This is a genomic window from Chryseobacterium indologenes, assembly GCF_002025665.1.
Taxonomy (GTDB): Bacteria; Bacteroidota; Bacteroidia; order Flavobacteriales; family Weeksellaceae; genus Chryseobacterium; species Chryseobacterium metallicongregator.
In genome coordinates, this window is sequence record NZ_CP018786.1 from 571,533 (window position 1) to 594,807 (window position 23,275).

Consider the following 23,275-nt stretch of genomic DNA (forward strand, 5'->3'; position numbering starts at 1 on the left):
AAGGGAATAATTATACTACTTTAGCTTCATTATAATGATCGGTTAATTTTCATCATCAACTAATGTTATGATAGTCCTCATAATCGTCGTTTTCTTGCCTTTTTTTGAATGATCATGTTTTTTGCGATAAAACCCTTTGCTTAGGTAGATTGTGGCTATAATAGGCTGTTTAAACGAATGAGATTGGTTGAACTCCTGAAAACATAATCAGACGACTGGGAACTTTAAAATAAATAATAAAAACCCCGTTTTACAATTTGCAAAACGGGGTTAGTTTTTAATAAAAGGTTCATTAAACCTGATATCCAAGTAACTTTCTGATTTGATAGAAGAATCTTTCAATCAGTCGCAGGTCTTGTGTTACAATTTCTGCACTGCCTCTAAGCTCTTTATCGAATGTAAGTGTTTTATTGTAGCTTGTTTTTAATCCTTTTGGTAAAATTACATCTACATAGTAATTTCCTTTATCATCAGGAATCAGAGAGATATTCTGTACCTTTCCTTCGATGATACCGTATTCCTGGAATCGGTAATTGTCCAGTTTAATCAGGACTTTCTCACCAGGAGTTATTTTTCCTGAATTTGTGGTAGGAACAGACATCCTGCCCACTAGTTGCTCTTTATTTTTAGGAAGAATAGAAAGGATGGGTTCTCCTACCTTTACAAACTGATTCTCACCAAAGAATTGTTGGAAACTGGCAACACCATCAGTGGATGAGATTACAAGATAATTCAGTTCCCACTGTTTTAGAGATTTTCGAAGCTGTTCAAGAAGCTGTAGAGTTTGGGAAGAGTATGTAATTCTGTCTTTTTCTGTATTTATGGCAGTTCCGCTTTTGGTCTTATTCAGATTGGAAATTCCTTCATCCATTTGAGATATGGAGATTTTGATATTCTCAAGGTTTTGCTGTGCCTGAAGATATTTGATCTTTTCGTTTTCAAGTTCCATGGCTGAAATAACCCCTTGGTTGAATAATTCCTGAGATCTGTTGAAGTTTTTCTTTGTCAGATCATATTTTATAGATTCCAGGTTCTTCTGCTGTTTCAAAGTAGCAATTCTTATTTTATATTCTGAAATGCTCTGATTGGCGGCCAGATTTTCAGGAGCATAAGGCTGTAGTCTTGTAAAAAGAGCTTCATCCTGAAATGCTTTTGCGAAACTGTTATATTCACCCTGCAATTCACCCAGTTTAAATCTTGAAGCCTGGGCAATAGGGAAGGTATATAATTTATCAGGTGTGATAGAGTCTACCAGTTTTTTAAGCTCTAAAATGTCTTTATAGTTAGCTGCAGACTGCATCACCATCAGAACATCATTCTTTTTAACTTCCTGATGGTCTTTTATGAATATTTTTTCAATTTTGGAACTGGTTCGTGCTTCTATTTTCTCAGGAGGATTCTGGGAAGTTACAATAATAGGAGCCGGTACAAATTCCGGATATTTTATAATGTAGCTCATTAAGAGAATCAACAGGAGGATAATAAATATCGCGGTATTTCCCCAGCGGATCATCCAATGTGGTGGCTGGGTAAGAATATCCTGTACACTCTCTGAGCGGAGTTCAATATTGTCTAAAACGTCTTCTTTCATTGTTTTGAGGTAAAATTTTCCCAATATTTTGGGAATATAATTTAAATAATTGGGAAGTTCCCGTCATACCTATCCGGTGCGGAAGTATTTGCATCAGGAAGGTATTTTATATTTTTCATTATTAATATTAGTCTTTAATAAGTTTTTCGAATTCCATTAGCTGCCTAATTCAAGCTGATTTCTTACAAGTCTGTAATACTCTCCCCTTAAATCTACCAGATCGGCATGACTTCCTTCTTCAACTACTTTTCCTTGATCCAGTACAATGATTTTATCAGCATGTCTTACTGTTGAAAGTCTGTGGGCAATCACCACTGCTGTTTTGCCTTTAAAGAACTGTTCAAGATTTTCCATAATTACTTTCTCATTATTGGCATCTAATGCAGAGGTAGCTTCATCAAATAAAATATATTCAGGGGATTTGTAAACGGCTCTTGCAATGAAAAGTCTCTGTTTTTGACCTCCACTTACGCCAACTCCTTCATTTCCGATCTTTGTATTATAACTTAATGGAAGACTTTCAATAAAATCTTTGATATTGGCTATCTCTACAGCACGTCTTAGTTTTTGTTTATCTATATGATCTTCACCTACAGCAATATTATTGGCGATGGTATCATTGAATACATATCCTTCCTGCATTACAACTCCACAATGATCTCTCCAGTATCTCGGAGAAATATTTTTCATATTGGTATTTCCGATTCTGATTTCACCCTGGTCCGGATCATAGAATTTCATCAACAGTTTCAATAAAGTAGTTTTTCCACTTCCGCTGGCTCCCACAATGGCTGTTGTCTGCTGATAAGGAATCGTAAGGCTTAAGTTTTCAAAAACCGGAACATCAGAACCAATGTACCTGAACGACATATCTTTGATTTCGATATCTTGCTTCGGAACATCTGTGACGTACTGCTCATTTTTATCTTCTTCATCATCTTTATCATGGATTTCTCCTAATCTTTCAAGGGAAATCTTGGCATCCTGAGTTTGTTTGATAAAGTCGATAAGCTGAAGAAGCGGGCTGTTTAATTGTCCAATAATATACTGAACGGAAAGCATCATCCCCAAAGTAAGGTTTCCACTTAAAACAAGTTTTGCAGAAAGGAAACTCACCAGAATATCTTTCATCTGATTGATAAAGTTTCCTCCAACAGACTGCCATTGTTCTAATGAAAGAGATTTTATTCGGATCTTAAATAGTTTTACCTGTAGAAATTCCCAGTCCCATCTTTTTTGCTTCTCGGCATTATGCATTTTGATTTCCTGCATACCGTTGATAAGCTCAATTACTTTACTTTGTTCCTGAGATACCTGTGAGAATCTTTTATAATCTAGCTCTTTTCTCTTTTTGAGGAAAAAACTGATCCAGCCAATATATAATACAGCTCCTACAAGATAAACGATGAAAAGTCTGTAATCGTAAAATAATAATACAATACTGAAAATAATAAGGTTGACCAAAGAGAATAATGTATTCAGTGAAGAGCTTGTAAGAAGCTGTTCAATTCTGTGGTGGTCATTAATTCTTTGCATGATATCTCCTGTCATTCTGGTATCAAAGAAACTTATCGGAAGTTTCATTAATTTGATAAAGAAATCGGAGATGATCGAAATATTGATCCTTGCCGAAAGGTGAAGAAGAATCCAGCTTCGGATTGTCTCAATTCCCATTCTTCCCAGGAATAGCATAATTTGGGCAAGGAGAACTACATAGATAAAATTAATATCCTGATTCTGGATCCCGACGTCTACAATACTTTGGGTAAGAAACGGGAATATCAGGGAAAGTAAACTTCCTCCTAATAGACCAATAGCCAATTGTATAACAAGTGTTTTATACTTAAGAAGATATTTGGACAAGAATGTAAAGCTTGCCTTACTCTCTTCAGCATCAAACTCTGTCTGGAAGAATGCAGGAGTGGTTTCAAGAATCAGGACAATTCCTTCTTCTGTATTTTCGTTGGCATTTTCTCCAATCCAGGACTTGATGAATTCTTCTCTGGTATAAGTGATCAGTCCATAGCTGGGATCTGAAATATAGACTTTGTTATTTTTGTCGATTTTGTATACAACAACAAAATGATTTTTATTCCAGTGTGCTATACATGGAAAAGGAACTTCTTCTGTAAGGGTATTGAAATCGATCTGGACTCCCATTGACCGGAATCCAAGATTTTCTGCGGCGTCGCTCAGGCCAAGAAGGCTGCTTCCTTCACGTGTTGTTTCGGAAAGGTTACGAATCTGTTGCAGGGATATACTTTTACCATAATACTTACTGACGATTCTGAGGCATGTAGGGCCACAGTCTTTGGTATCTGGTTGCTTATAAAAAGGAAACTTTTTTTTCAAAACTACTACTCATTATAAAATGCCGTCAATAAATGACGACATTTTTGCTTTAATTCAATTATAATTCAATGAAATGGTAAACTGGAAATAGTCCCATTGGTCACCGTTTTCTACTCTTTTACATCTTTTCAGATGGTTATTTTGTTTTTCCTAAGATAGTGAAATTTTTAAATGAAGAAGATTTATTTACTAAATCTCGTCATCCTCTATTAATTCATCAATAAAGAATAAAATATCTTCACGATCATATTTGTCAGGAAACTGATATCCATTGATAATAAAGATAGGAGTAAAGCTTAATCCTGCGTTACTGTTTTCTATAGACATCTCTACTAAAGGATTCAGATTTTCAGACGTTACGTTTCCTCCGGAAAGTGCATTAATTTTGCTTTCATCCTTAGTTTCAAACCATTCTTCTACAGCATGTAAAAATTCTTTTTCAGGTTTGTTATGATAGATATGAGTTAAATCTGAAATAAGTTGAGTGTATTTTTCAGGCGCTCTGTCCGGGCTGTAATTGAATCTCATCTGTAGTGAAATATTCTCCGGATATTTTTCCAAAAGTCCTTCAACAAGCTTATGCGCATCTTTACAGAAGCCACAATATGGATTGGAAACGATAGAAATACGAAGTTTAGCATCTCTTTTTCCAACAGCAAAAGTTTCAGTATCATGAAATTCTATTTTTGGATTTTGTTCCATCTGGTTTTTAAAAAGCTCATAGTTTCTCTTGAATCTGAGATTTTTCGCATTCGATTTTTGAAGAGCTTCTTTTTGCTCAAGAAGAGTGTTGAAATAGATAACTGCAGAAAATACAAGAGCCCAAAGAATAACAGTCAATAAAAGAGTCCCCACACTGAAAGACAGATTCTCAAAAAATAAACTACTGATTACAATTTGTCCTACCAGGATTGAAATAATCAAAAGACATACTCTACAAAATGTTTTTTCTACAAATGCCTGGATGTATAAAGAATATCCGATGGCAATTACAGAAACGAATGTGAAACCTTTTACGATATACGCTGTTGCTGGTAAGAACAGACCTAATACGGCAAGTCCTGCAAAATAAATCAGAGAAAAATCTGCAAACTTTAAGCCCATAATACTGGTTTTATCCTGTTTGATGATCTTATCACACGAGTTGGCTGTCTGACTTGCTGTAGCGCCTCCGCCTCCACATATACTTCCGATGACAGTAGAAGTATTCCCGAATTTCTGATTGAAAATTTCCAGGGAAATATAAACTCCTGCTAAGGAAAGTACATTAAATAGAGCTTCGTAAATGGTTTGGCTAATAAAAGAATAGGCAAGAACAGTTGCAAAAATGAGATAAAGAACCGGTTTGAAATTAAAAGCCAGTTTACTTTCTGCATTTTCTGTTTTCTCAAACAGCAGTACAAAATCTGTTGATTTATTATAAAGTTCTTCTTTACCGAAGGTTTTTGCTTTTTCTGAATATACGGAATAATTGCTTCCTGACTTTTTTACCAGCGAAAATGAGTTCTCAACAATGGCAATAAATTCTTCCGGAAGTTCGTCCCAATATTCTTTGTCAAGTTCGTAAGCATCATTTTTTACTCCCATAAAGTTGAGTGTGTCACTAAATGCCAGTGCAGATGGATAATTGGGATGGGAGTTGAACTGGAAAATAAATTCCTGTTTATCGAGTTTTAGATGGTTAATTAGTTTGTCAAAAATCATATTAATATTTTTATCTAAAATACACAGATGTTTTAAATATACAAAAAAAATTTTCCTTTATTAGTGAGATATAAATGGGTGTTGGTAGATTTTATTTGATCCTCAGTATTTTATTGTATTGAATTTAGAGCTTTACAATATAGTATGGTATTGATACTAATAATAGATTCTCTTTTGAAGAAACAAGTTTTGATTTCAACAATCTGGTGTTTGAACGTTTTCAGGGTGAAGTATAGATTGAGTTTCCTCATGCAGGTAAAATATACTTGTTTTTAAATTAAAAACAGAATTAATAATCGCTACAAGAATGATAGATATATTTTAAATTTTTGAATTTGAAATTGTAGAAATATCCTATAGAATATAAGAGATAACTCCAATTTTTAAAACAGTGAAAACAGGATGAAATTGAAATGGTTTTTATCTAAACAAATGTTTGGTTTTTTGATTTTTTCATAACTTATATGACTTTTATCCTTGATTTGGTTGTGTAATGTCGCTGTTTTGTGTGATTTGTGACAAGACGGGATGAACTCAAAAAAACTTAAAAAATCATAAAGTTTTCATAAAGTTTTAAAAAAGGAGGGAAATGTTTTTGTATTTATAAAATATGTCGTACTTTTACATCGCCTTGAATGAGGGAACAAGTCAAGGTAATAAATTTTTTTTCATCATTTGTGTTTTTAGAATCGTATCGCCTGATACGATTCTTTTTTTATTTATGATTCATAATTTAAGAGCAGATCAATAAAGTAAGAATAGGTAACAGAACCTTCTTGTTGATTACTTTTCAGAAACAGGTTATTGGTAAATCCAAAGAAGTCATCCAGCCATCCCTGATGCTGAAAAACAAAACTTTTTTCATAGGCACGGTCTCTTTTCATGGCAGGAGAGTACTGATGAAGAATATTCTTTACAAACTGTGGGTCTTCCTCAACAATGAACCTTAAAAGACTTTTTAAAGTGAAAAATTCAGTACTGTATCTCAGTTCAGAGTTAGTAGAGTGAATACCTATCAGATATCCCACAAAATTAGCCTCCTGTTCTCTTGCAAAACCCAATTGATGAGAGCTTTCATGGGCTGTGGTGAAAGGGATGAATGTATGAGGTAATTCACTGTTATATTGAGCTTCAGCAGTAAAAGGATTGTAGTATCCCAAAATTCCTGTAAAGTTCATTACTTTTTTGAATAAACTGGGCTTGATATCCAGAATTTGAGTTGCTTTTTTATCTGAAATATAAGAAGGTAGTTTTGCCTGTTGGTGCAAGATTTCCTTTTGTATATCCGTAAGGTTGGTAATGATAAAAACTCCATTTTTATCCTCATGAACAGACTGTCTGGTTTGCTTACATCGTTCAAGATAGACAACGGCTAATTTTTTTGCCTTATTTATATTGGGATCCTCCTGGCTGGAAAGTTTTTTAATAATCGGAGTCTGGAAATACAGCATTCCCCAAAATATCTGATAAATGAGATAAAAAATATTAATGATGATCAGAATTCTGATTAAGGAATGATTTCTTTTCTCTTTCCTGAATAAAGAGATCACATAATACAGAAGGAAAGCTCCCAGTAGAATGTATATAAGATCTCCAACAGAAAATGTAATCCAGCTGAACAGCATCTGATGAATCCCTTTTTGAAATTCAAAAAAGCTTTCAAAAAAAGAAATCATCACTTTGGATTTTGAGAATCCATAGAACAAAAGAAATTGGGCAAGTAAAACACCTGCCCAAAATCTCTTTTTCTTATATATTTTTGTTGTTATATTAATGACCATTACCTTTAGATACTTTATCCAGATCAATGCCCTGAGCTTTCAGAATCCCACTTACACGGATCGCATAGAATGCAAGATAAGCAAAACAAATAACCCCTACGATATAACTGAAATGAATATTGGTAATATCTGCAATATAACCCTGTATAAAGCTTACAATACCTCCCCCCATAATCATCATAATAAGGTATCCTGAACCTTGGTTAGTGTGCTTTCCAAGTCCGTTGATAGCCAATGCGAAAATACAAGGCCATAAAGTAGAGCAGAAAAGTCCTACGCTGGTAAATGCATACACAGATACCATTCCTGTAGTAAACATACCGATAAGCAATGCAGTGATCCCTGCCAGAGAGAAGATTAGAAGCATTCTTGCCGGATTTCCTTTGCTTAAGATGTCACAGATAATCATTGCAACGATGATGAATCCATATACATAGAAAGGAGAAAGGTCATGCTTGGCAAGTGCATTCACGAATAAAAACACTCCAAACGCAAGATAAGGGGCTAAGAATCTTAAAATCTTTTTAAAGCCGGCATTCACGTCAAATGCTTCTACAGCACCTGTCCAACGGCCAATCATTAATGATGCCCAGTATAGAGAGATATAGGGAGCTACATCTTTTGTTTCAAATCCTAGATTTTTTTCCATATAGGCAGGAAGGTTACTTGCGGTAGAAACTTCCACACCTACATAAACGAAGATGGCAATCATTCCCATTACCAATTGAGGATACTGGAAAGCCGAAGTTCTGTGTTCTCCCGGAGTTGTATCATCTGTATTCTCAGTATTCGTGGGAGTTACCGCAGGAAGGGAAGAGAATTTAAGCATTAAAGCTACCAGAGCAAAAGCTGCTCCTAGTATAAGGTAAGGTACTTTTACACTTTCTATACTCGCTTCCGTATTACCGGCACTTGCAGAACCAAAAATAGCAAATGCAACGATAAGCGGTCCGATAGTCGTTCCTAAGTTGTTGATTCCTCCAGCCATTGTTAATCTCTGAGATCCCGTTTCTGTAGGACCTACTTCAATAGCAAGCGGATTAGCAACAATCTGCTGAAGAGAAAATCCTAAACCTACAATAAATAATCCGGAGATCATTAACGGGAAAGAATGCATATTAGCCGCCGGATAAAATAATAAAGTTCCCATTGCGGAAATCAAAAGTCCCACAATAAGACCGTTTTTGTACCCGATTTTGTTGATCAAATCCTGTTTCAGGCTCTTTGATACAAGCATATAAATTAAAGAACCTACAGTGTACGCTACATAGAAGCATATCTGTACCAGCATACTCTCGGTTTGAGATAAATTGAAGGCTTTTTGAAAAACTGGGATCAGAATATCATTACTGGCTGCTACAAATCCCCAAAAGAAGAATACAGTAACCAACGGAATGAATTGGGCCCAATTGGTTTGTTTAGAATAATTTGACATATTTATTATAGATTTCACAAACAAATATAACTATTTCCTTTCAACGGAATACCTGATTAAGGTTTTTTTTATTTTCTCATAAGCCTCTGCCTTTAAGTCTTTTGGCGAATCTGTAGGCTCAATGATTCCATTAAAATATACCTTTACTCTTCCGGGGAAGCCTTTTGAGTTTTCAAAAGGGAACATTTCCTTGAGTCCCACAAAGGTATAAACAGCTATTGGAGAATGGTGTTTTGAAGACAGCATAAATGCACCGTCCTTAAAATCATCCAGGATGATAGAAGTATCGTCAGGTACACCACCTTCCGGAAAAATGGCAATACTGTTACCTTCTTCCATCTTCTCTGCACATCTGCGGTATACATCTGCACGGCTTTTTGCGCTGGCTCTGTCTACCATTACACATATCCTTTTATATATGGTTCCGAAAATCGGAATTTTTACCAGCTCTTTTTTTCCTACAAAACAGATCGGATGATCTGGAAAGAGAATGCATACAAGCATAATATCCATAATGGACGTATGATTGGAGATAAAGACGTAAGGGGTATTCTTATCTTTTTTCTGTTCCGAAAGTTTAATCAGATCATATCTGAAGCCCATTCCGTAAAACATGCCAAAGCACCAGAGTCTGACAAGTTTGTAACCGTATTTATAATGCTTTTTATTAAAGGATAAAATGTAAACTGGGATTCCAATACTGACAGTCAGAAAAAATGCCAACAGAAGCAACCAGAATCTCCAGAGATAATTTAAAATTTTTGCCACAGCTTAACCGTTAAAAATTACTTTCTTCTTAATCGAATAATTTAGAATGGAAACCAGCAATATTGCTGCAATTTTGCTGATCATTTCCGGGCTCAAGGTATAAAAAAATAAATTGATATTATCTTTAAATATGAAACTATAGAATATTTGGAAAAAGCCTAAGCTGAGTAATGTTGAAAAAAAAGAGACCACCATAAAATAAGCAAACTCTTTTCTCTTTGAATGTTTTCCTCTTTCAAATACAAACCAGATGCTCAGAAAGTAATTGGTAATAATCCCGCAGCTTGTGGAAAAAATGTTACTTAAAGGATAGTGTACCCCATAGAAGTTGGTTTCCTTTACAAAGAAGTGCGGAAGATAGGTGCTGAAAATCTTAAAGCTTCCTATTTCTACAATGGCACTCAGTCCTCCTGCAATGATGAAGAACAAAACCTGTTTCTGGCGTAAGAGTATTTCTTTCATTTAATGAATATAAAACTAAAAATGTTTGTACATATTGGATAGCATACAGAGCAGATTTATATCTCAGCAGATAAACACCTTAGCGAATCCCTTCTGTTTATAGTGGTTTTGAAATTCCAATAATTACATTGCTTCACAATATGAATATGCAAATTTATAACTATATGTTAAACACTGAAAAAAGTTGTTAAAATATTTTTTTTAATAAAAATTATTTCTAATTTTAATATTCAGAATGATGTAATTAAGACCTGATAATAAATTCATTTTCAACTCCTTGTGTTGATGGTTTTTTCTATCTTGTAGTGCGCGGTTAAGCGCATATACTCCAACATTTTATGACCCAATTTTTAATAATATTTGTATGAAACGTCAAAACAAATACAGAAAATTCCAGCTTCAACAGAAAAATATTGAGGCTCTTGAGAAAGAAAATTCCCGCTTCAAAAGAGTGTATTCAGAATATGAAAATATGTCAAACGAATTGTGGAATCTTGAAAACTCCAGTGGAGAACCGGTACCTGATGATTTTATCAATGCAATGGTATTACAGACTTCCTATCTGGAAGATGAAATAGAAGATTGGCTTATACAATTCAACGAAAAGAAAACACAAATCAAGCATTAATGATTTTAGACAGCTTCCAGGTTGTTTTTAAACGCTAATTGAAGATAAATTCATAATTTAGCACCCTTAAATTAAAATCTAAAATATGGTTGCTATTGTAGATAGTGGTTCTACTAAATCGGATTGGGTAATACTTGATGACTTTAAGAAAGTTTTTCTGAAAACAGAAACAATCGGTTTCAATCCGAATTTTATCAACAGAGAACTTATCGCTCCTGAAATACAGAAGAATAGCAATCTGATATCGGTTAAAAATTCAATTACCAAAGTCTTTTTTTATGGTTCCGGATGCGGTGTGAAGAAAAACTGCGAGACCATAGAAGAAGAGCTGAAAAAGGTTTTTGGAAAAGCAGAGATTATTGTGAAGGAAGACCTGATGGCTGCAGCCTATGCGGCATACAGTGGGAAACCTGCTATCGTGTGCATTCTTGGCACAGGATCAAATTCCTGTTTTTTTGATGGTGAAAATGTAAAGATAGAACTGCCTTCACTAGGATTCCTGATTGGGGATGAAGGAAGTGGAAGTGCTATCGGAAAGCAATTGGTACGCAGATATTTTATGAAAAAACTGCCTGCAGATCTTCATAAAGAGTTTGAAGCAGATTATCAGCTTACCGTAGAAGATGCATTGAAAAACATGTATCATACTCCAAGACCAAACGCATATCTTGCGAATTTTACCAAATTTGTAATCGAAAGAAAAGATCATCCTTATTTCAAAGACATGGTTTTTGAGGAAATGAAAAGTTTCTTCGAATATCAGGTTCTTCCTTATGAAGAAGCGCATGATGCCGAAATCAATTTTATCGGTTCCATCGCTTATTATTATGAAAATACACTACGTTCTGTAGCTACAGAACTTAATTTAAATGTGGGACATGTTGTGCAGAAACCAATTGAAAGCTTAGTAGATTACCACATTAAATATATACTTTAACAAAAAACAAAATTTTATGTCAAGTAACAACAATCGTGACGAAAAGAACTTTAGCCAGGCAGCGCTAGATTATCATAAAGCAGAACCCAAAGGAAAAATTGAAGTTATCCCATCAAAGCCACACTCTTCTCAAAGAGATTTGTCATTGGCTTATTCTCCGGGAGTAGCAGTTCCTTGTATGGAAATTCATGATAAGCCGGAAACTGTATATGATTATACAGGAAAAGGAAACCTGGTAGCAGTAATTTCTAACGGTACTGCCGTACTTGGACTGGGAGATATCGGGGCTGAGGCTTCAAAACCGGTAATGGAAGGGAAAGGACTTTTATTCAAGATCTTTGCAGATATTAACGTTTTTGATATTGAGATCGACGAAAAAGATCCGGATAAATTTATTGAAATTGTAAAAGGTATTGCTCCTACTTTTGGAGGGATCAACCTGGAAGATATTAAAGCGCCTGAAGCTTTTTATATAGAACAAAGACTGAAAGAGGAATTGAATATTCCTTTGATGCACGATGACCAGCACGGAACAGCCATTATCTCAGCTGCTGCATTGATCAACTCTCTGCAGATTGCCAACAAGGATATTGATAAAGTGAAAATGGTGGTGAATGGAGCTGGTGCTGCAGCTATTGCATGTACCAAGCTTTATATTTCATTAGGATTGAAAAAAGAAAATGTCCTGATGTGTGACAGTAAAGGAGTAATTAATCATAAAAGAGAAAACCTTACTCCTGAAAAATTAGATTTCATCGCTCAGACAGATATCGAAACATTAGAAGATGCTGTAAAAGGATCTGATGTTTTTGTAGGATTGTCAAAAGGAAATGTAATGACTCCGGAAATGTTGTTGAGCATGAATGATAACCCTATCGTATTTGCTCTTGCTAACCCTGATCCGGAAATCGCTTATGATCTTGCTCTTGAAACCCGTAAAGATGTGATCATGGCAACAGGAAGAAGTGATTATCCTAACCAGGTAAACAATGTATTAGGATTTCCTTATATCTTCCGTGGAGCATTAGATGTACAGGCTACAGGAATTAATGAAGATATGAAACTGGCTGCCGTACACGCCATTGCTGATCTTGCAAAAGAACCAGTGCCGGAAGCTGTAATTTTAGCATACAACGTTCAGAATCTTCAGTTTGGAAGAGAATATTTCATCCCGAAACCGTTTGATAACAGATTGATCACAAAAGTATCAAGCGCTGTTGCTAAAGCAGCTATTGAAAGTGGTGTTGCCAGAAAAACCATTACGGATTTTGATGAATATGAGCACCAGCTTTTAGACAGAATGGGCAGAGATGAAAGATTGGTAAGAATGATGCAGAGTCGTGCAAAATCCAATCCGAAAAGAATCACCCTTGGAAATGCTGAAGAATACAATGTATTAAAAGCAGCCCAGATTCTTTATGAAGAAGGAATTGCTTACCCAAGTCTTTTAGGAGATAAAAAATACATCAAGGAGCAAATGGAGCGTTACGGAATTACCCTGGATGTTCCAATCATTGATCCAAGTGATGATGATCAGAAAGAAAACAGAAAGAAATACAGAGAAACCCTTTGGAAACTTCGTCAGAGAAAAGGAATGAACGAGTACAAAGCGAAAAGATATGTACGTCAGAGAGACTATTTCGGACCTTTGATGCTGAAGCATGGTGATACTGATGGACTTATCGTAGGATTCTCTAAAAATTATACTTCCGTTTTACGTCCTGTTTTAGAAGTGATCGAAAAAGATAAAGGAGTAGATAAAGTAGCGGCAATGATGATGATTCTGTCTGAAAAGAAACCTATTTTCTTCGCAGATACTTCCATCAACCAGAATCCTACTGCTGAAGATCTTGTGAATATTGCTAAAATGGCAGAATTTACAGTAAAATCTTTTGCTATCGAACCAAGAATTGCAATGCTTGGATTTGAAAACTTTGCTGCCATCTCTGAAACTTCTAAAAAAGTAGCAAAAGCAGTGAGCATCCTTCATGAGAAATTCCCTAAAATGGTTGTGGATGGTGAAATTCAGCCGGATTTTGCAATGAATGCAGATCACCTGAGCGATTATCCATTCTCCAAACTAGGAACTACACCTGCCAACACATTCATCTTCCCGAATCTGGAAAGTGCAAACCTTTCTTACAAAATCCTGAGAGGAATGAAAGTAGCGCAGGTAATCGGACCTATCTTAATGGGATTAAAGCAGCCGGTACACGTACTTCAGATGCGTTCAAGCGTTGATGAGATTGTAAACCTTGCTACCATTGCTGTTCTTGATGCTCAAAGAAGAGAGAAAAAATAATACCAAGAATTGAAGGATAACTGTAAAGCAGTAATCTTTTCCTCTTATTTAAAAAATGACACTGTAAACCGTGTTCAGATAGTAAAAAGACTCCATATTTTGGAGTCTTTTGTTTTTCTGTTAATTCCTTGAATTCTTATTTGAAATTTAAGTTAAAAGTCATTCGCGCGTTAAATGAAAACATTAATTAGTTTAAATTGCTATATTTGGGAGTTTTAAAAATTAATAATGATATTTTCTTTACAAGGCAATGTTCAAGAACTTACGCCTACCTACGCTGTCATCAATGTTCAAGGAGTTGGTTACTACGTGGGAATCAGTTTGATGACCTCACAGACGCTGGTTTTGAATCAGCAGACCTTTTTATTTATTCAGCAGATCATTCGTGAAGATGCTCATCTTCTCTTTGGATTTAACACACGTTCAGAAAAAGAAATGTTCAATCTGTTAATAAGCGTTAATGGAGTAGGAGCGGTTTCAGCCCTTATTCTGTTGTCAACATTGGGTCTTGATGAGATTGCTTCTGCTATACTTTCCGGAAACAGTGCACTGATCCAAAAAGCAAAAGGAATTGGTGCAAAAACTGCCGAAAGAATTATTGTAGATCTTAAAGATAAAGTACAGAAATACAGCGATCCCAACGCGAACATTTCTGTGATGGTGGATAATAAAATCAAGGAAGAATCGTTATCTGCATTAGAAGTTTTAGGCATTCCTAAACGAACGAGCGAGAAGATTGCGGATAAAATTATAAAACAAAATCCAAGCATCTCGGTAGAAGAATTGGTTAAACAAATCTTAAAAAACATTTAACATTTGGTGGCGAATATTAAGCATCTTAACATATTTTTGTTCCTGTCGTTCCTGTGTATGTCTGTCAGTGCTTTTGCACAGGCACAGAAAGATACAGCGATCATAAGAAAACAATATGAAGTGGCTGACCCTACGAGGTATGAAGCCTATTACGACATAAAAACCGGGATGTACTATGTGTATCCCAAAATTGGAAATACCATTACAGGTCCTCCCACAGCCATGTCTCCGGAAGAGTATAAAGAATATATGCTTGCCAGCCAGACCAGAGCTTACTATAAGGAGAAATCAGACAAGTACAATCTCCTTTTCAGAAAAGATAAATCAGATGCAAGGAGAAAAGGACTTATCCCTTCTGTGATGATCAATAACAGACTTTTTGAAACCATTTTCGGAGGTAACAAAATTGAAATCATCCCTTCAGGATATGCATCCCTGGATTTCGCAGGACTTTATCAGAAAATAGATAACCCAATGATCCTGCCCCAAAACAGGACTAGTTTTACCTTTGATATTGATCAGAGAATTCAGCTTGGTTTATTAGGGAAAGTAGGGGAGAACCTTCAGTTAAAAGCCAATTATGACACCCAGAGTGGTTTTGCTTTTGAAAACAGAATGAACCTTGTATGGCAGGCAAAAGGAAGCTGGAAAGATCTTCAGAGTAAAGGTCTTGGAAATGTAGATAAACCCAACGAAGGAGGAGAAGATAAAATCATCAAAAGAGTTGAATTTGGTAACGTAAACATGCCGCTTTCAACCAGCCTTATCCGTGGATCCCAATCACTATTCGGGGTGAAAACAGAATTTCAGTTAGGAAAAACATTTGGAACAGTAGTCCTTTCCCAGCAACAGGGGGAGGCACGTAATATTGTAGTACAGGGAGGTGGTGTGATGAACAACTTTAAAGTCAACGCCATTGACTATGAAGAAAACCAACACTTCTTTTTAGGACATTATTTCCTGAACAAATATGATGATGCCTTACTTAATTACCCGCAGATCAACTCAACCATCAATATTACCAGAATGGAAGTTTGGGTACTTGATCAAGGGAACAGTAACCTGGCTTATCAGAAAAGTATTATAGGGATCAGAGACCTTGGTGAAGGCCCTGGTGGAGTTACACTACCGGATAACTCTCTGAACGGTCTTTATGATGCTGTTTCATCCGTAGCAGGAACCAGAGAAGCAGGTAAAAACTATGGGACTATTTTCCAGGGACAAGTGCTTCCTGGTGATCCTACTCCTTATGATAACGGAGAACAATTCATATACAATACAAAAGCCAGAAAGCTGAACAGTAATGAATTTACTTTCCAACCGCAGTTGGGATATATTTCATTGAATCAAAAGCTTAATGACCAGCAGCTTTTAGCCGTTTCCTACTCATATACTGTGAACGGAAGTAATAAAGTATATAAAGTGGGGGAATTTTCTGAAGAAAGCCCTGTACTGATCACCAAAGTATTGAGAGTAAACAATAAGGTGAACACGCAGTCTCCAATGTGGGATCTGATGATGAAGAACGTTTATTCTATAGATGCAGGACAGGTATCTCCTGATGGCTTTATCCTTAATGTATATTACAGAGATCCAAAAACAGGAGGTAAAGTAAATTATCTTCCGGATACTCCTGTAAAAGATCAGAACTTACTGAAATTATTCAACTGGGACCGTCTTAATATGAACGGCGATATCCAGAACAATAAAGACGGAAGTAAAGGAGACGGTATTTTCGACTTTGTCAATGGGATTACCATCAGGCCGGAAACAGGAAGAGTTATCTTTACGAAAGTACAGCCCTTCGGTAAATATCTGGAATCGAAATTAGGGACAAGTGATCCTCAATATGTTTTTCAGGATCTTTATACCAAACAAAAACAACAGGCGATCTCCAGTAACCTTGCGCAAAGGTATACCATGGAAGGACGCTACAAAGGAGTTCAGGGACAAGGTATTTCTTTAGGTGCGGTAAATGTTCCTCAGGGATCAGTAAAAGTGGCAGCAAACGGAGTTCAGCTTACAGAAGGAGTTGACTATACGGTAGACTACATGCTTGGTACGGTTACAATCATTAATGAAAATATAAAACAGTCCGGACAGGCCATCAATATTTCACTGGAAAACCAGTTGACATTTAATACCCAAAGAAAGAGATTCTTAGGATTAAACTTAGAAAGAAGATTCAGTGAGAACTTTATCTTAGGAGGAACAGTAATTAATTACTCTGAATCTCCACTGACCCAGAAAGTAAACTTCGGGCAGGAAGCGGTAAACAATACCATGGCGGGGATCAACTTGATGTATAACAATCAGGCTCCTTACCTTACAAGATTGACAAATAAACTTCCTATGGTAAAAACCGAAGCTCCATCCAACTTAAACTTCAAGATGGAGGCGGCCTACTTATTACCTGGATTGAATAAAGGAACAAACAATCAGTCTTACATTGACGACTTTGAACAGACAACTTCTAAAATATCATTAAAAGAACCGGCAGCATGGAGCCTTGCTTCAAAACCGGAAAAAAATACATTGCCGCCATTTAATACAGTACCGGCAAATGACGATATTACAAGTGGATATGGAAGAGGATTATTAACATGGTATAATATCGACCCTAGATTTTGGAATGTTGGAGGAAAAGCACCTGCAGGAATTACACCACAGTCTGTATCCAACCACGCTTCCAGAAGAGTACAATACTCAGAGATCTATAATAACAGAGATTTCGTAGCAGGAGAACAAACCTTCACGAATACTTTCGATATCTCTTATTTCCCTAAGGAAAAAGGTCCATACAACGTAAACCCATTGGCAGAACAGGCACAAAGCAGATGGGCGGGGATTATGAGATCCATCAGTGTTCCGAATTTTGTTACTTCAAATATTGAATACGTTGAATTCTGGATGATGGACCCTTATGCAGATGGTAAAACACTGGGTACTGATCCAAAACTTTTACTTCACTTAGGAAACGTTTCTGAAGATGTTCTGAAAGATGGAAAAATGCAGTATGAAAACGGACTTCCAACTCCTGGCAATCCTTCTTCTACAACGAATTCAAACTGGGGAACTCAGCCAAAACAGCCACCAATTTTATATGCATTCTCTACAGAAGGAGATGAAAGAAAAACACAAGATGCCGGATATGATGGTCTTACTTCTGACCAGGAGGCAATGAGATTCGGAAATACATTTGTAAACCCGGTAACCAATATTGCTGACCCTGCAGTAGATGACTTCGTATTCTATCTTTCTGATAAATTTACAGGAAGCCAGGCTGCCTCTGTTGTAGAACGATACAAATATTTCAGAAACCCTGAAGGAAACTCAGAAGCAAACTCTCTGAATGTAGCTTCTCAAACTCCGGATGCTGAAGATATCAATAAAGATTACAACCTTGATCAGACTGAAAATTATAACCAATATGTTATTAAGCTTGACCAGCCAAGTTTGTCACTTGGATCGAATAATATTGTAGATGTAAAAACTGTAAAAGCAACTTTCCAGAACGGGCAGACTTCAGATGTTAAATGGTACTTGTTCAGAATTCCTGTGGCGAATTATGATCCAGCTGAAGGAACACACGAAGATGCAGTATTGAATAACGTAAGATTTGCAAGATTGATGCTGGCAGGATTTGATCAGACCTCTACTCTGAGATTCGGAACAATGGATCTTGTAAGATCAGACTGGAGAAAATATACAAGTAAAATCGCCAGTGTAAATGTTCCTAATTCCGACGAAGGAACAGGAACTGTGACAGATCCTAATTTTGAAATAGGAAGTGTAAATATTGAAGAAAATGCATTGAACCAACCTCCATATGTATTGCCTCCGGGAATTGACAGACAGGTATTGAGTGGAAATGCAGGTGCGCAGAGACAGAATGAAGCTTCACTTTACATGAAAGTGAAAGACCTTAAAACAGAAGCAAGAGGAGTATTCAAAAATACAACATTGGATATGAGAAGATACAAAAAGCTGAAGCTGTTTGTACACGCTCACGATCCTTTGAACAGAGTGATTGGATTGGATGAGAATACCAAATTCTTTATTCGTTTCGGAAGCGATGCCACTGATAACTATTACGAGTATGAATCATCTTTAAGAATGACTCCTACAACAGCAACAGCTCCGATGGAGATCTGGCCAATGGAAAACGAAGTTGATTTTGATGTTCAGAACTTTGTAGATGCTAAAATCAGAAGAGACAAATCTGGTGTTGCTATTACGAATAGAACAGTTGATACCGGATATCAGGAACCTTATAAAAATATTTATATTAAAGGTAGACCAAGTTTAGGAAATATTACCACCATTATGATTGGGGTAAGAAATGCAGATCCAAGAACAAACTCTACCATAACAAGAGTTATGTGGGTTAACGAAATCCGTCTTTCTGAAATTGAGAATGATGGTGGATATGCAGGAAATGCCAGCTTGAACTTTAATATGGGAGACCTTGCAACCGTGAATGCCAATGCCTCTTATACATCAGTTGGTTTCGGAAATATTGATTCAAAACCTGCGGAAAGAACACAATCTACTCAGTCGGCATTCAGTATTAATACTGCGATCAATGTAGATAAATTCCTTCCGGAAAAGACAGGGGTGAAAATTCCTTTAAATTATTCTTACTCGCAGACTATTGAAGATCCAAAGTACAACCCTCTGGATACCGACGTAGAATTCAATAAGGCACCGAACAAAGACCAATTGAAAAAAGTAGCGAGAACCTATACTCAGCAGAGAAGTATAGGTGTAGTTAATATGCACAAAGAAAGAGTAAATCCAAATAAAAAGCCTAAGTTTTATGATATTGAAAACGTATCAGTAACTGCTGTTTATAACGATGACTATTTCAGAGACATCTATACCAAGAGAAATTACAGACAGTATCTGAGAGGATATATTGATTATAATTATACGTTTAAACCGTGGGTGCTGAAACCTTTCAACAAGATGATCAGTGATACGGCAAAATCTACGAAGTATCTGAGATGGGTGAAGGAATTCAATATTAATCCAATTCCTACAAGAATCTCATTCAGAACTGAAATCGACAGAAACTACAACGAGCTTGAGTTCAGAAATGTGGAAGCAATCCTGAACGGAGACATGAATAATAATTTCGATGCTATCAGAAACAGAAACTTTTTCTTTGGATGGCAGTATGGATTAGGATTCAATTTCACAAAATCATTAAAACTGGAAATCAACTCCGCAACCAGAACGTTGAATGACAATCTGGATGTAAATTCGATGGATAGCAAATCGATTTTCGGAAATGTATTCAGAGCCGGAAGACCGGTATTGTATAATCACAGAGCACAGCTGAATTATAAACTGCCGTTCCAGTATCTGCCTTATCTAGATTTCATTGATGCAGAAGTAGGATATGGATTTACTTACAACTGGGCTGCAAGATCTACTTCGTTGACTGGATTTGTAGATCCTAATACGAACCAGACAGCAAGTTTAGGATCTGTTGGACAGAATACCAATGTGATTCAGGCAACAGCTTCTGCAGATCTTCCGAAGTTCTTTGGCCAGTTTAACTATTTCAAAAATATTAATGCCAAACTTCAGAAACGCAGACAGGAAATGGACTCTCTGAACAATGTGTATGCGAAGCAGTGGGAGAAAAACAGATACAGATACAAGAAATATAAATTTAAGAATAAGCTTACCCCACTTCAAAGTGCAGCATTCTTACTGACTTCTTTCAAACAGTTAAACGTAAGTTATAACGAAACGAATGGAACAGTGCTTCCAGGGTTAATATCCGCGCCAAACTGGTATGGATCCGGACAGACACTGGGAGGCCCAACACTAGGATTCCTTCTGGGGTCTCAGGCAGATATCAGAAGAACCGTAATGGAAAACGGATGGGTAAGTGGTTCCAATTATATGACAGATCCATACGTAAGAATGTCTACCAAAGAATTGAGGGCAGACTTACAGGTGATGCCAATGAATGACCTGAGAGTTGATCTTAATGTGTTGCATACCTTCAACAGTAACTTCTCCCATACAGGATTTAACTATACCAATGGTGGAGTTCCTGATCCGGACTTTACATTTGCCAGTGAAATGATAACCTATTCCAATACGACAACACTTCTTAGTACATCATTTAAAGATGGGCAGGCTGTTTACCAGGCGATCAGAGAAAACGCAAGAACCCTTTCTCAGCAGTTGGGAGGTCCTGGAGCGGTATTGGATAATAATGGATTTGCCCAGCATTATAGCATAGGAAATGCTTATGTATTGATTCCTGCCTTTAGAGCAGCGATGGAAGGGAAGTCTGTGACGCCTATGGGCAACCCTAAAAAATCAGGATTCCCATTGCCAAACTGGAGAATTACCTATTCCGGATTGAAAAACATTCCAATGATCAGTGGGCAGTTCACAAAGTTTGATATCTTACATGCCTATACCGCCACCTATACAGCAACAGGAATCCAGAGCAACGTAGATTATCACGGTAATCCGGACGGATATTATCAGACAGTAGATAATGCCGGTAATGTAGTCAAAAACGCAGGAGATAAGATCAACCCATATACATTCGCGCAGGTTGGATACGTAGAATCTTTCTCACCGCTTATTGGGGTAGATGTTACCATGAGAAACAATATGCAGTTTGGGATACAGTACAACAGAACCAGAATGATGGTACTGGGATTGGTAAACCAGACGCTTACTGAAGATGCCAATACAGAATATGTAGTAAGACTTGGATATATTGTCAGAAACTTCAGATTAGGAACAGCCAATATCAGAGGTAGAGGAACAAGAGGAAAAGGTAGTGATCTTAACATCAGAGGAGATATTTCATTAAGAGACAGTAAAACATCCATTATGAATATTCTGCTGAATGATGCACAGGTTACAGGAGGACAGAGATTGATGAATATCAAACTTTCTGCAGACTATAACGTTTCCGAAAACCTGAACCTGAGAGTATTCTATGAACAGATGACCTCAAAGTATAAGATCTCCACAGCATTCCCGCTGTCTACAGTAAGAGCAGGTATTTCTGCCACATTTACATTCGGAGATTCCGGAGGTGGATTCTAAAAATAATACAAACATAAAAGTCCTTCAGTTTTGAAGGACTTTTTTTATATCCAATATTTGAAGCTACTATATTTTTGAATACATTTGTACAAAATAAAAATTTAAAAATGAACACACCATCAGAATTAAAGTACACGAAAGATCACGAATGGATCAAGATCGAAGGTAACGTTGCTACAATTGGTATTACAGACTTCGCTCAGGGAGAACTTGGAGATATCGTTTACGTTGACGTAGATACTGTAGATGATGATCTTAATGGAGGAGATGTTTTCGGAAGTGTAGAAGCAGTAAAAACTGTTTCAGATTTATTCTTACCTATCGCTGGAAAGGTTATTGAGTTCAATTCAGACTTAGAAGACCAGCCTGAACTGTTAAATACAGATCCTTATGGAGACGGATGGATCATCAAATTGGAAATTGCTGATGGGGCAGATCAGTCAGAGTTACTTTCTGCAGATGATTACAAAGCTATCATTGGATAAGATTTCAAAAATATTTAGTAAGATACTGCCCATTTATTGGGCATTTCTTACTTATATGCTTCTCAAACCAGGAGAAGAAAACCATGAATATTGGTTCATGTTCAGCGGTATCGATAAGGTATTGCACCTTAGTATATTTGCAGCTTTAGGTTTCTCTTTCATTGCTGCATTTCCCAAAATAAAATTCTCATACTTTTTTCAGATCATCCTTCTCTATGCTTTCCTTACAGAAATTCTTCAGGAAGAAATGGGACTGGGCAGATCTATGGAAACTTTAGATATTGTAGCAGATACTATTGGATGCTTATTAGGATACTATACCTATAAGCTATTGATCAAGCGTTTCTTTTAACCTTTGAATTCTACCAGAATTTCAATTCATCTAGTAGTCTGATATTTCCAGCACTCTTAACTCTTCCACGCAGAAACTCTCCAACTCTCCAATCCAATTAGGAGCTTCATCCTGCTATCCATTTCTACTCCTCGCGCCCGCGCACTCCCACACCCAAACCCACCCACACTCCAACCAAGCTGCGGGGGTAACCATTACTATCAGGGCTAGGGTAGGAGTTGTAAATGATGAATGATAAATGATGAGGTTCGGGTTATTGTGTTGCAGGTTTCGGGTTTCAAGGTATAAAAGGAACATTGGTGATGAATTTTAATCTTGCTGGTTTCTATGGAAACAGGTTATTGAGTATCCATCTCTATTCCCATCGTGTCGTTCCGAAGGAATCCCAACTTCTTTACAAGAGCACTAAAAAGGACGCAAAATGACAATATAATATCTAAGGCCTTTCAGCAGTTAGTATTAGCAATGTCATGCTGAGCAGAGTCGAAACATTTTAATTAATTACGGGTATAGGAGTTAAATCCTATTAATTATATATAATGTACTCTTTCATATTTCCTATCCTATATATAATAT

14 protein-coding genes are annotated in these 23,275 nt (G+C 36.5%); 7 read left to right on the plus strand and 7 right to left on the minus strand.

The features are described from left to right. Positions 1-292: 292 nt before the first annotated feature. The 7 genes from BUE84_RS02600 to BUE84_RS02630 form a co-directional block, all read right to left on the minus strand. Positions 293-1,591 carry an HlyD family secretion protein gene (locus BUE84_RS02600; protein ID WP_079240379.1) on the minus strand — a complete coding sequence of 433 codons (1,299 nt, stop codon included), beginning with the start codon at positions 1,589-1,591 and terminating at the stop codon, positions 293-295. Between the two features lie 156 nt (positions 1,592-1,747). Then, positions 1,748-3,943: a peptidase domain-containing ABC transporter gene (locus BUE84_RS02605; RefSeq protein ID WP_079240380.1), complete on the minus strand. Its 2,196-nt coding sequence runs from the start codon at positions 3,941-3,943 to the stop codon at positions 1,748-1,750. 189 nt (positions 3,944-4,132) lie between these two features. After that, on the minus strand, positions 4,133-5,647 hold the full coding sequence (locus BUE84_RS02610) for a vitamin K epoxide reductase family protein (protein ID WP_079240381.1): 1,515 nt from the start codon (positions 5,645-5,647) through the stop codon (positions 4,133-4,135). 719 nt (positions 5,648-6,366) lie between these two features. After that, positions 6,367-7,428, minus strand: coding sequence for a DUF3810 domain-containing protein (locus BUE84_RS02615; RefSeq protein ID WP_079240382.1), 1,062 nt, complete (start codon positions 7,426-7,428; stop codon positions 6,367-6,369). Next, a complete protein-coding gene (locus tag BUE84_RS02620; protein ID WP_079240383.1) occupies positions 7,418-8,863 on the minus strand; it encodes an MFS transporter in 1,446 nt (481 codons plus the stop codon). Before BUE84_RS02620 ends, BUE84_RS02615 begins: the two co-directional genes overlap by 11 nt. Positions 8,864-8,893: 30 nt before the next feature. Then, entirely contained in the window at positions 8,894-9,631 is a 738-nt protein-coding gene (locus BUE84_RS02625) for a lysophospholipid acyltransferase family protein (protein WP_079240384.1), read from the minus strand. 3 nt (positions 9,632-9,634) lie between these two features. Beyond that, positions 9,635-10,093 carry a GtrA family protein gene (locus BUE84_RS02630; protein WP_062672481.1) on the minus strand — a complete coding sequence of 153 codons (459 nt, stop codon included), beginning with the start codon at positions 10,091-10,093 and terminating at the stop codon, positions 9,635-9,637. Positions 10,094-10,457: 364 nt separating this feature from the next. On the opposite strand from BUE84_RS02630, the gene BUE84_RS02635 reads away from it, so the two are divergent. From BUE84_RS02635 to BUE84_RS02665, 7 genes are all read left to right on the plus strand, one after another. Continuing rightward, entirely contained in the window at positions 10,458-10,721 is a 264-nt protein-coding gene (locus tag BUE84_RS02635; protein WP_034695874.1) for a hypothetical protein, read from the plus strand. Between the two features lie 85 nt (positions 10,722-10,806). Next, positions 10,807-11,658 (plus strand): ATPase, encoded by an 852-nt coding sequence (locus tag BUE84_RS02640; RefSeq protein WP_062672485.1) that lies wholly within the window; start codon positions 10,807-10,809, stop codon positions 11,656-11,658. A gap of 16 nt (positions 11,659-11,674) precedes the next feature. Next, a complete protein-coding gene (locus tag BUE84_RS02645; protein ID WP_079240385.1) occupies positions 11,675-13,960 on the plus strand; it encodes an NADP-dependent malic enzyme in 2,286 nt (761 codons plus the stop codon). 228 nt (positions 13,961-14,188) lie between these two features. Beyond that, complete coding sequence (gene ruvA, locus BUE84_RS02650) at positions 14,189-14,773, plus strand: Holliday junction branch migration protein RuvA (protein WP_079240386.1); 585 nt, start codon at positions 14,189-14,191, stop codon at positions 14,771-14,773. Positions 14,774-14,830: 57 nt separating this feature from the next. Continuing rightward, positions 14,831-21,862: a cell surface protein SprA gene (gene sprA, locus BUE84_RS02655; protein ID WP_079240387.1), complete on the plus strand. Its 7,032-nt coding sequence runs from the start codon at positions 14,831-14,833 to the stop codon at positions 21,860-21,862. Positions 21,863-21,969: 107 nt separating this feature from the next. Continuing rightward, positions 21,970-22,347, plus strand: coding sequence for a glycine cleavage system protein GcvH (gcvH, locus tag BUE84_RS02660; RefSeq protein WP_065401025.1), 378 nt, complete (start codon positions 21,970-21,972; stop codon positions 22,345-22,347). After that, positions 22,322-22,699 (plus strand): VanZ family protein, encoded by a 378-nt coding sequence (locus BUE84_RS02665; RefSeq protein ID WP_079240388.1) that lies wholly within the window; start codon positions 22,322-22,324, stop codon positions 22,697-22,699. Before gcvH ends, BUE84_RS02665 begins: the two co-directional genes overlap by 26 nt. Positions 22,700-23,275: the final 576 nt, after the last annotated feature.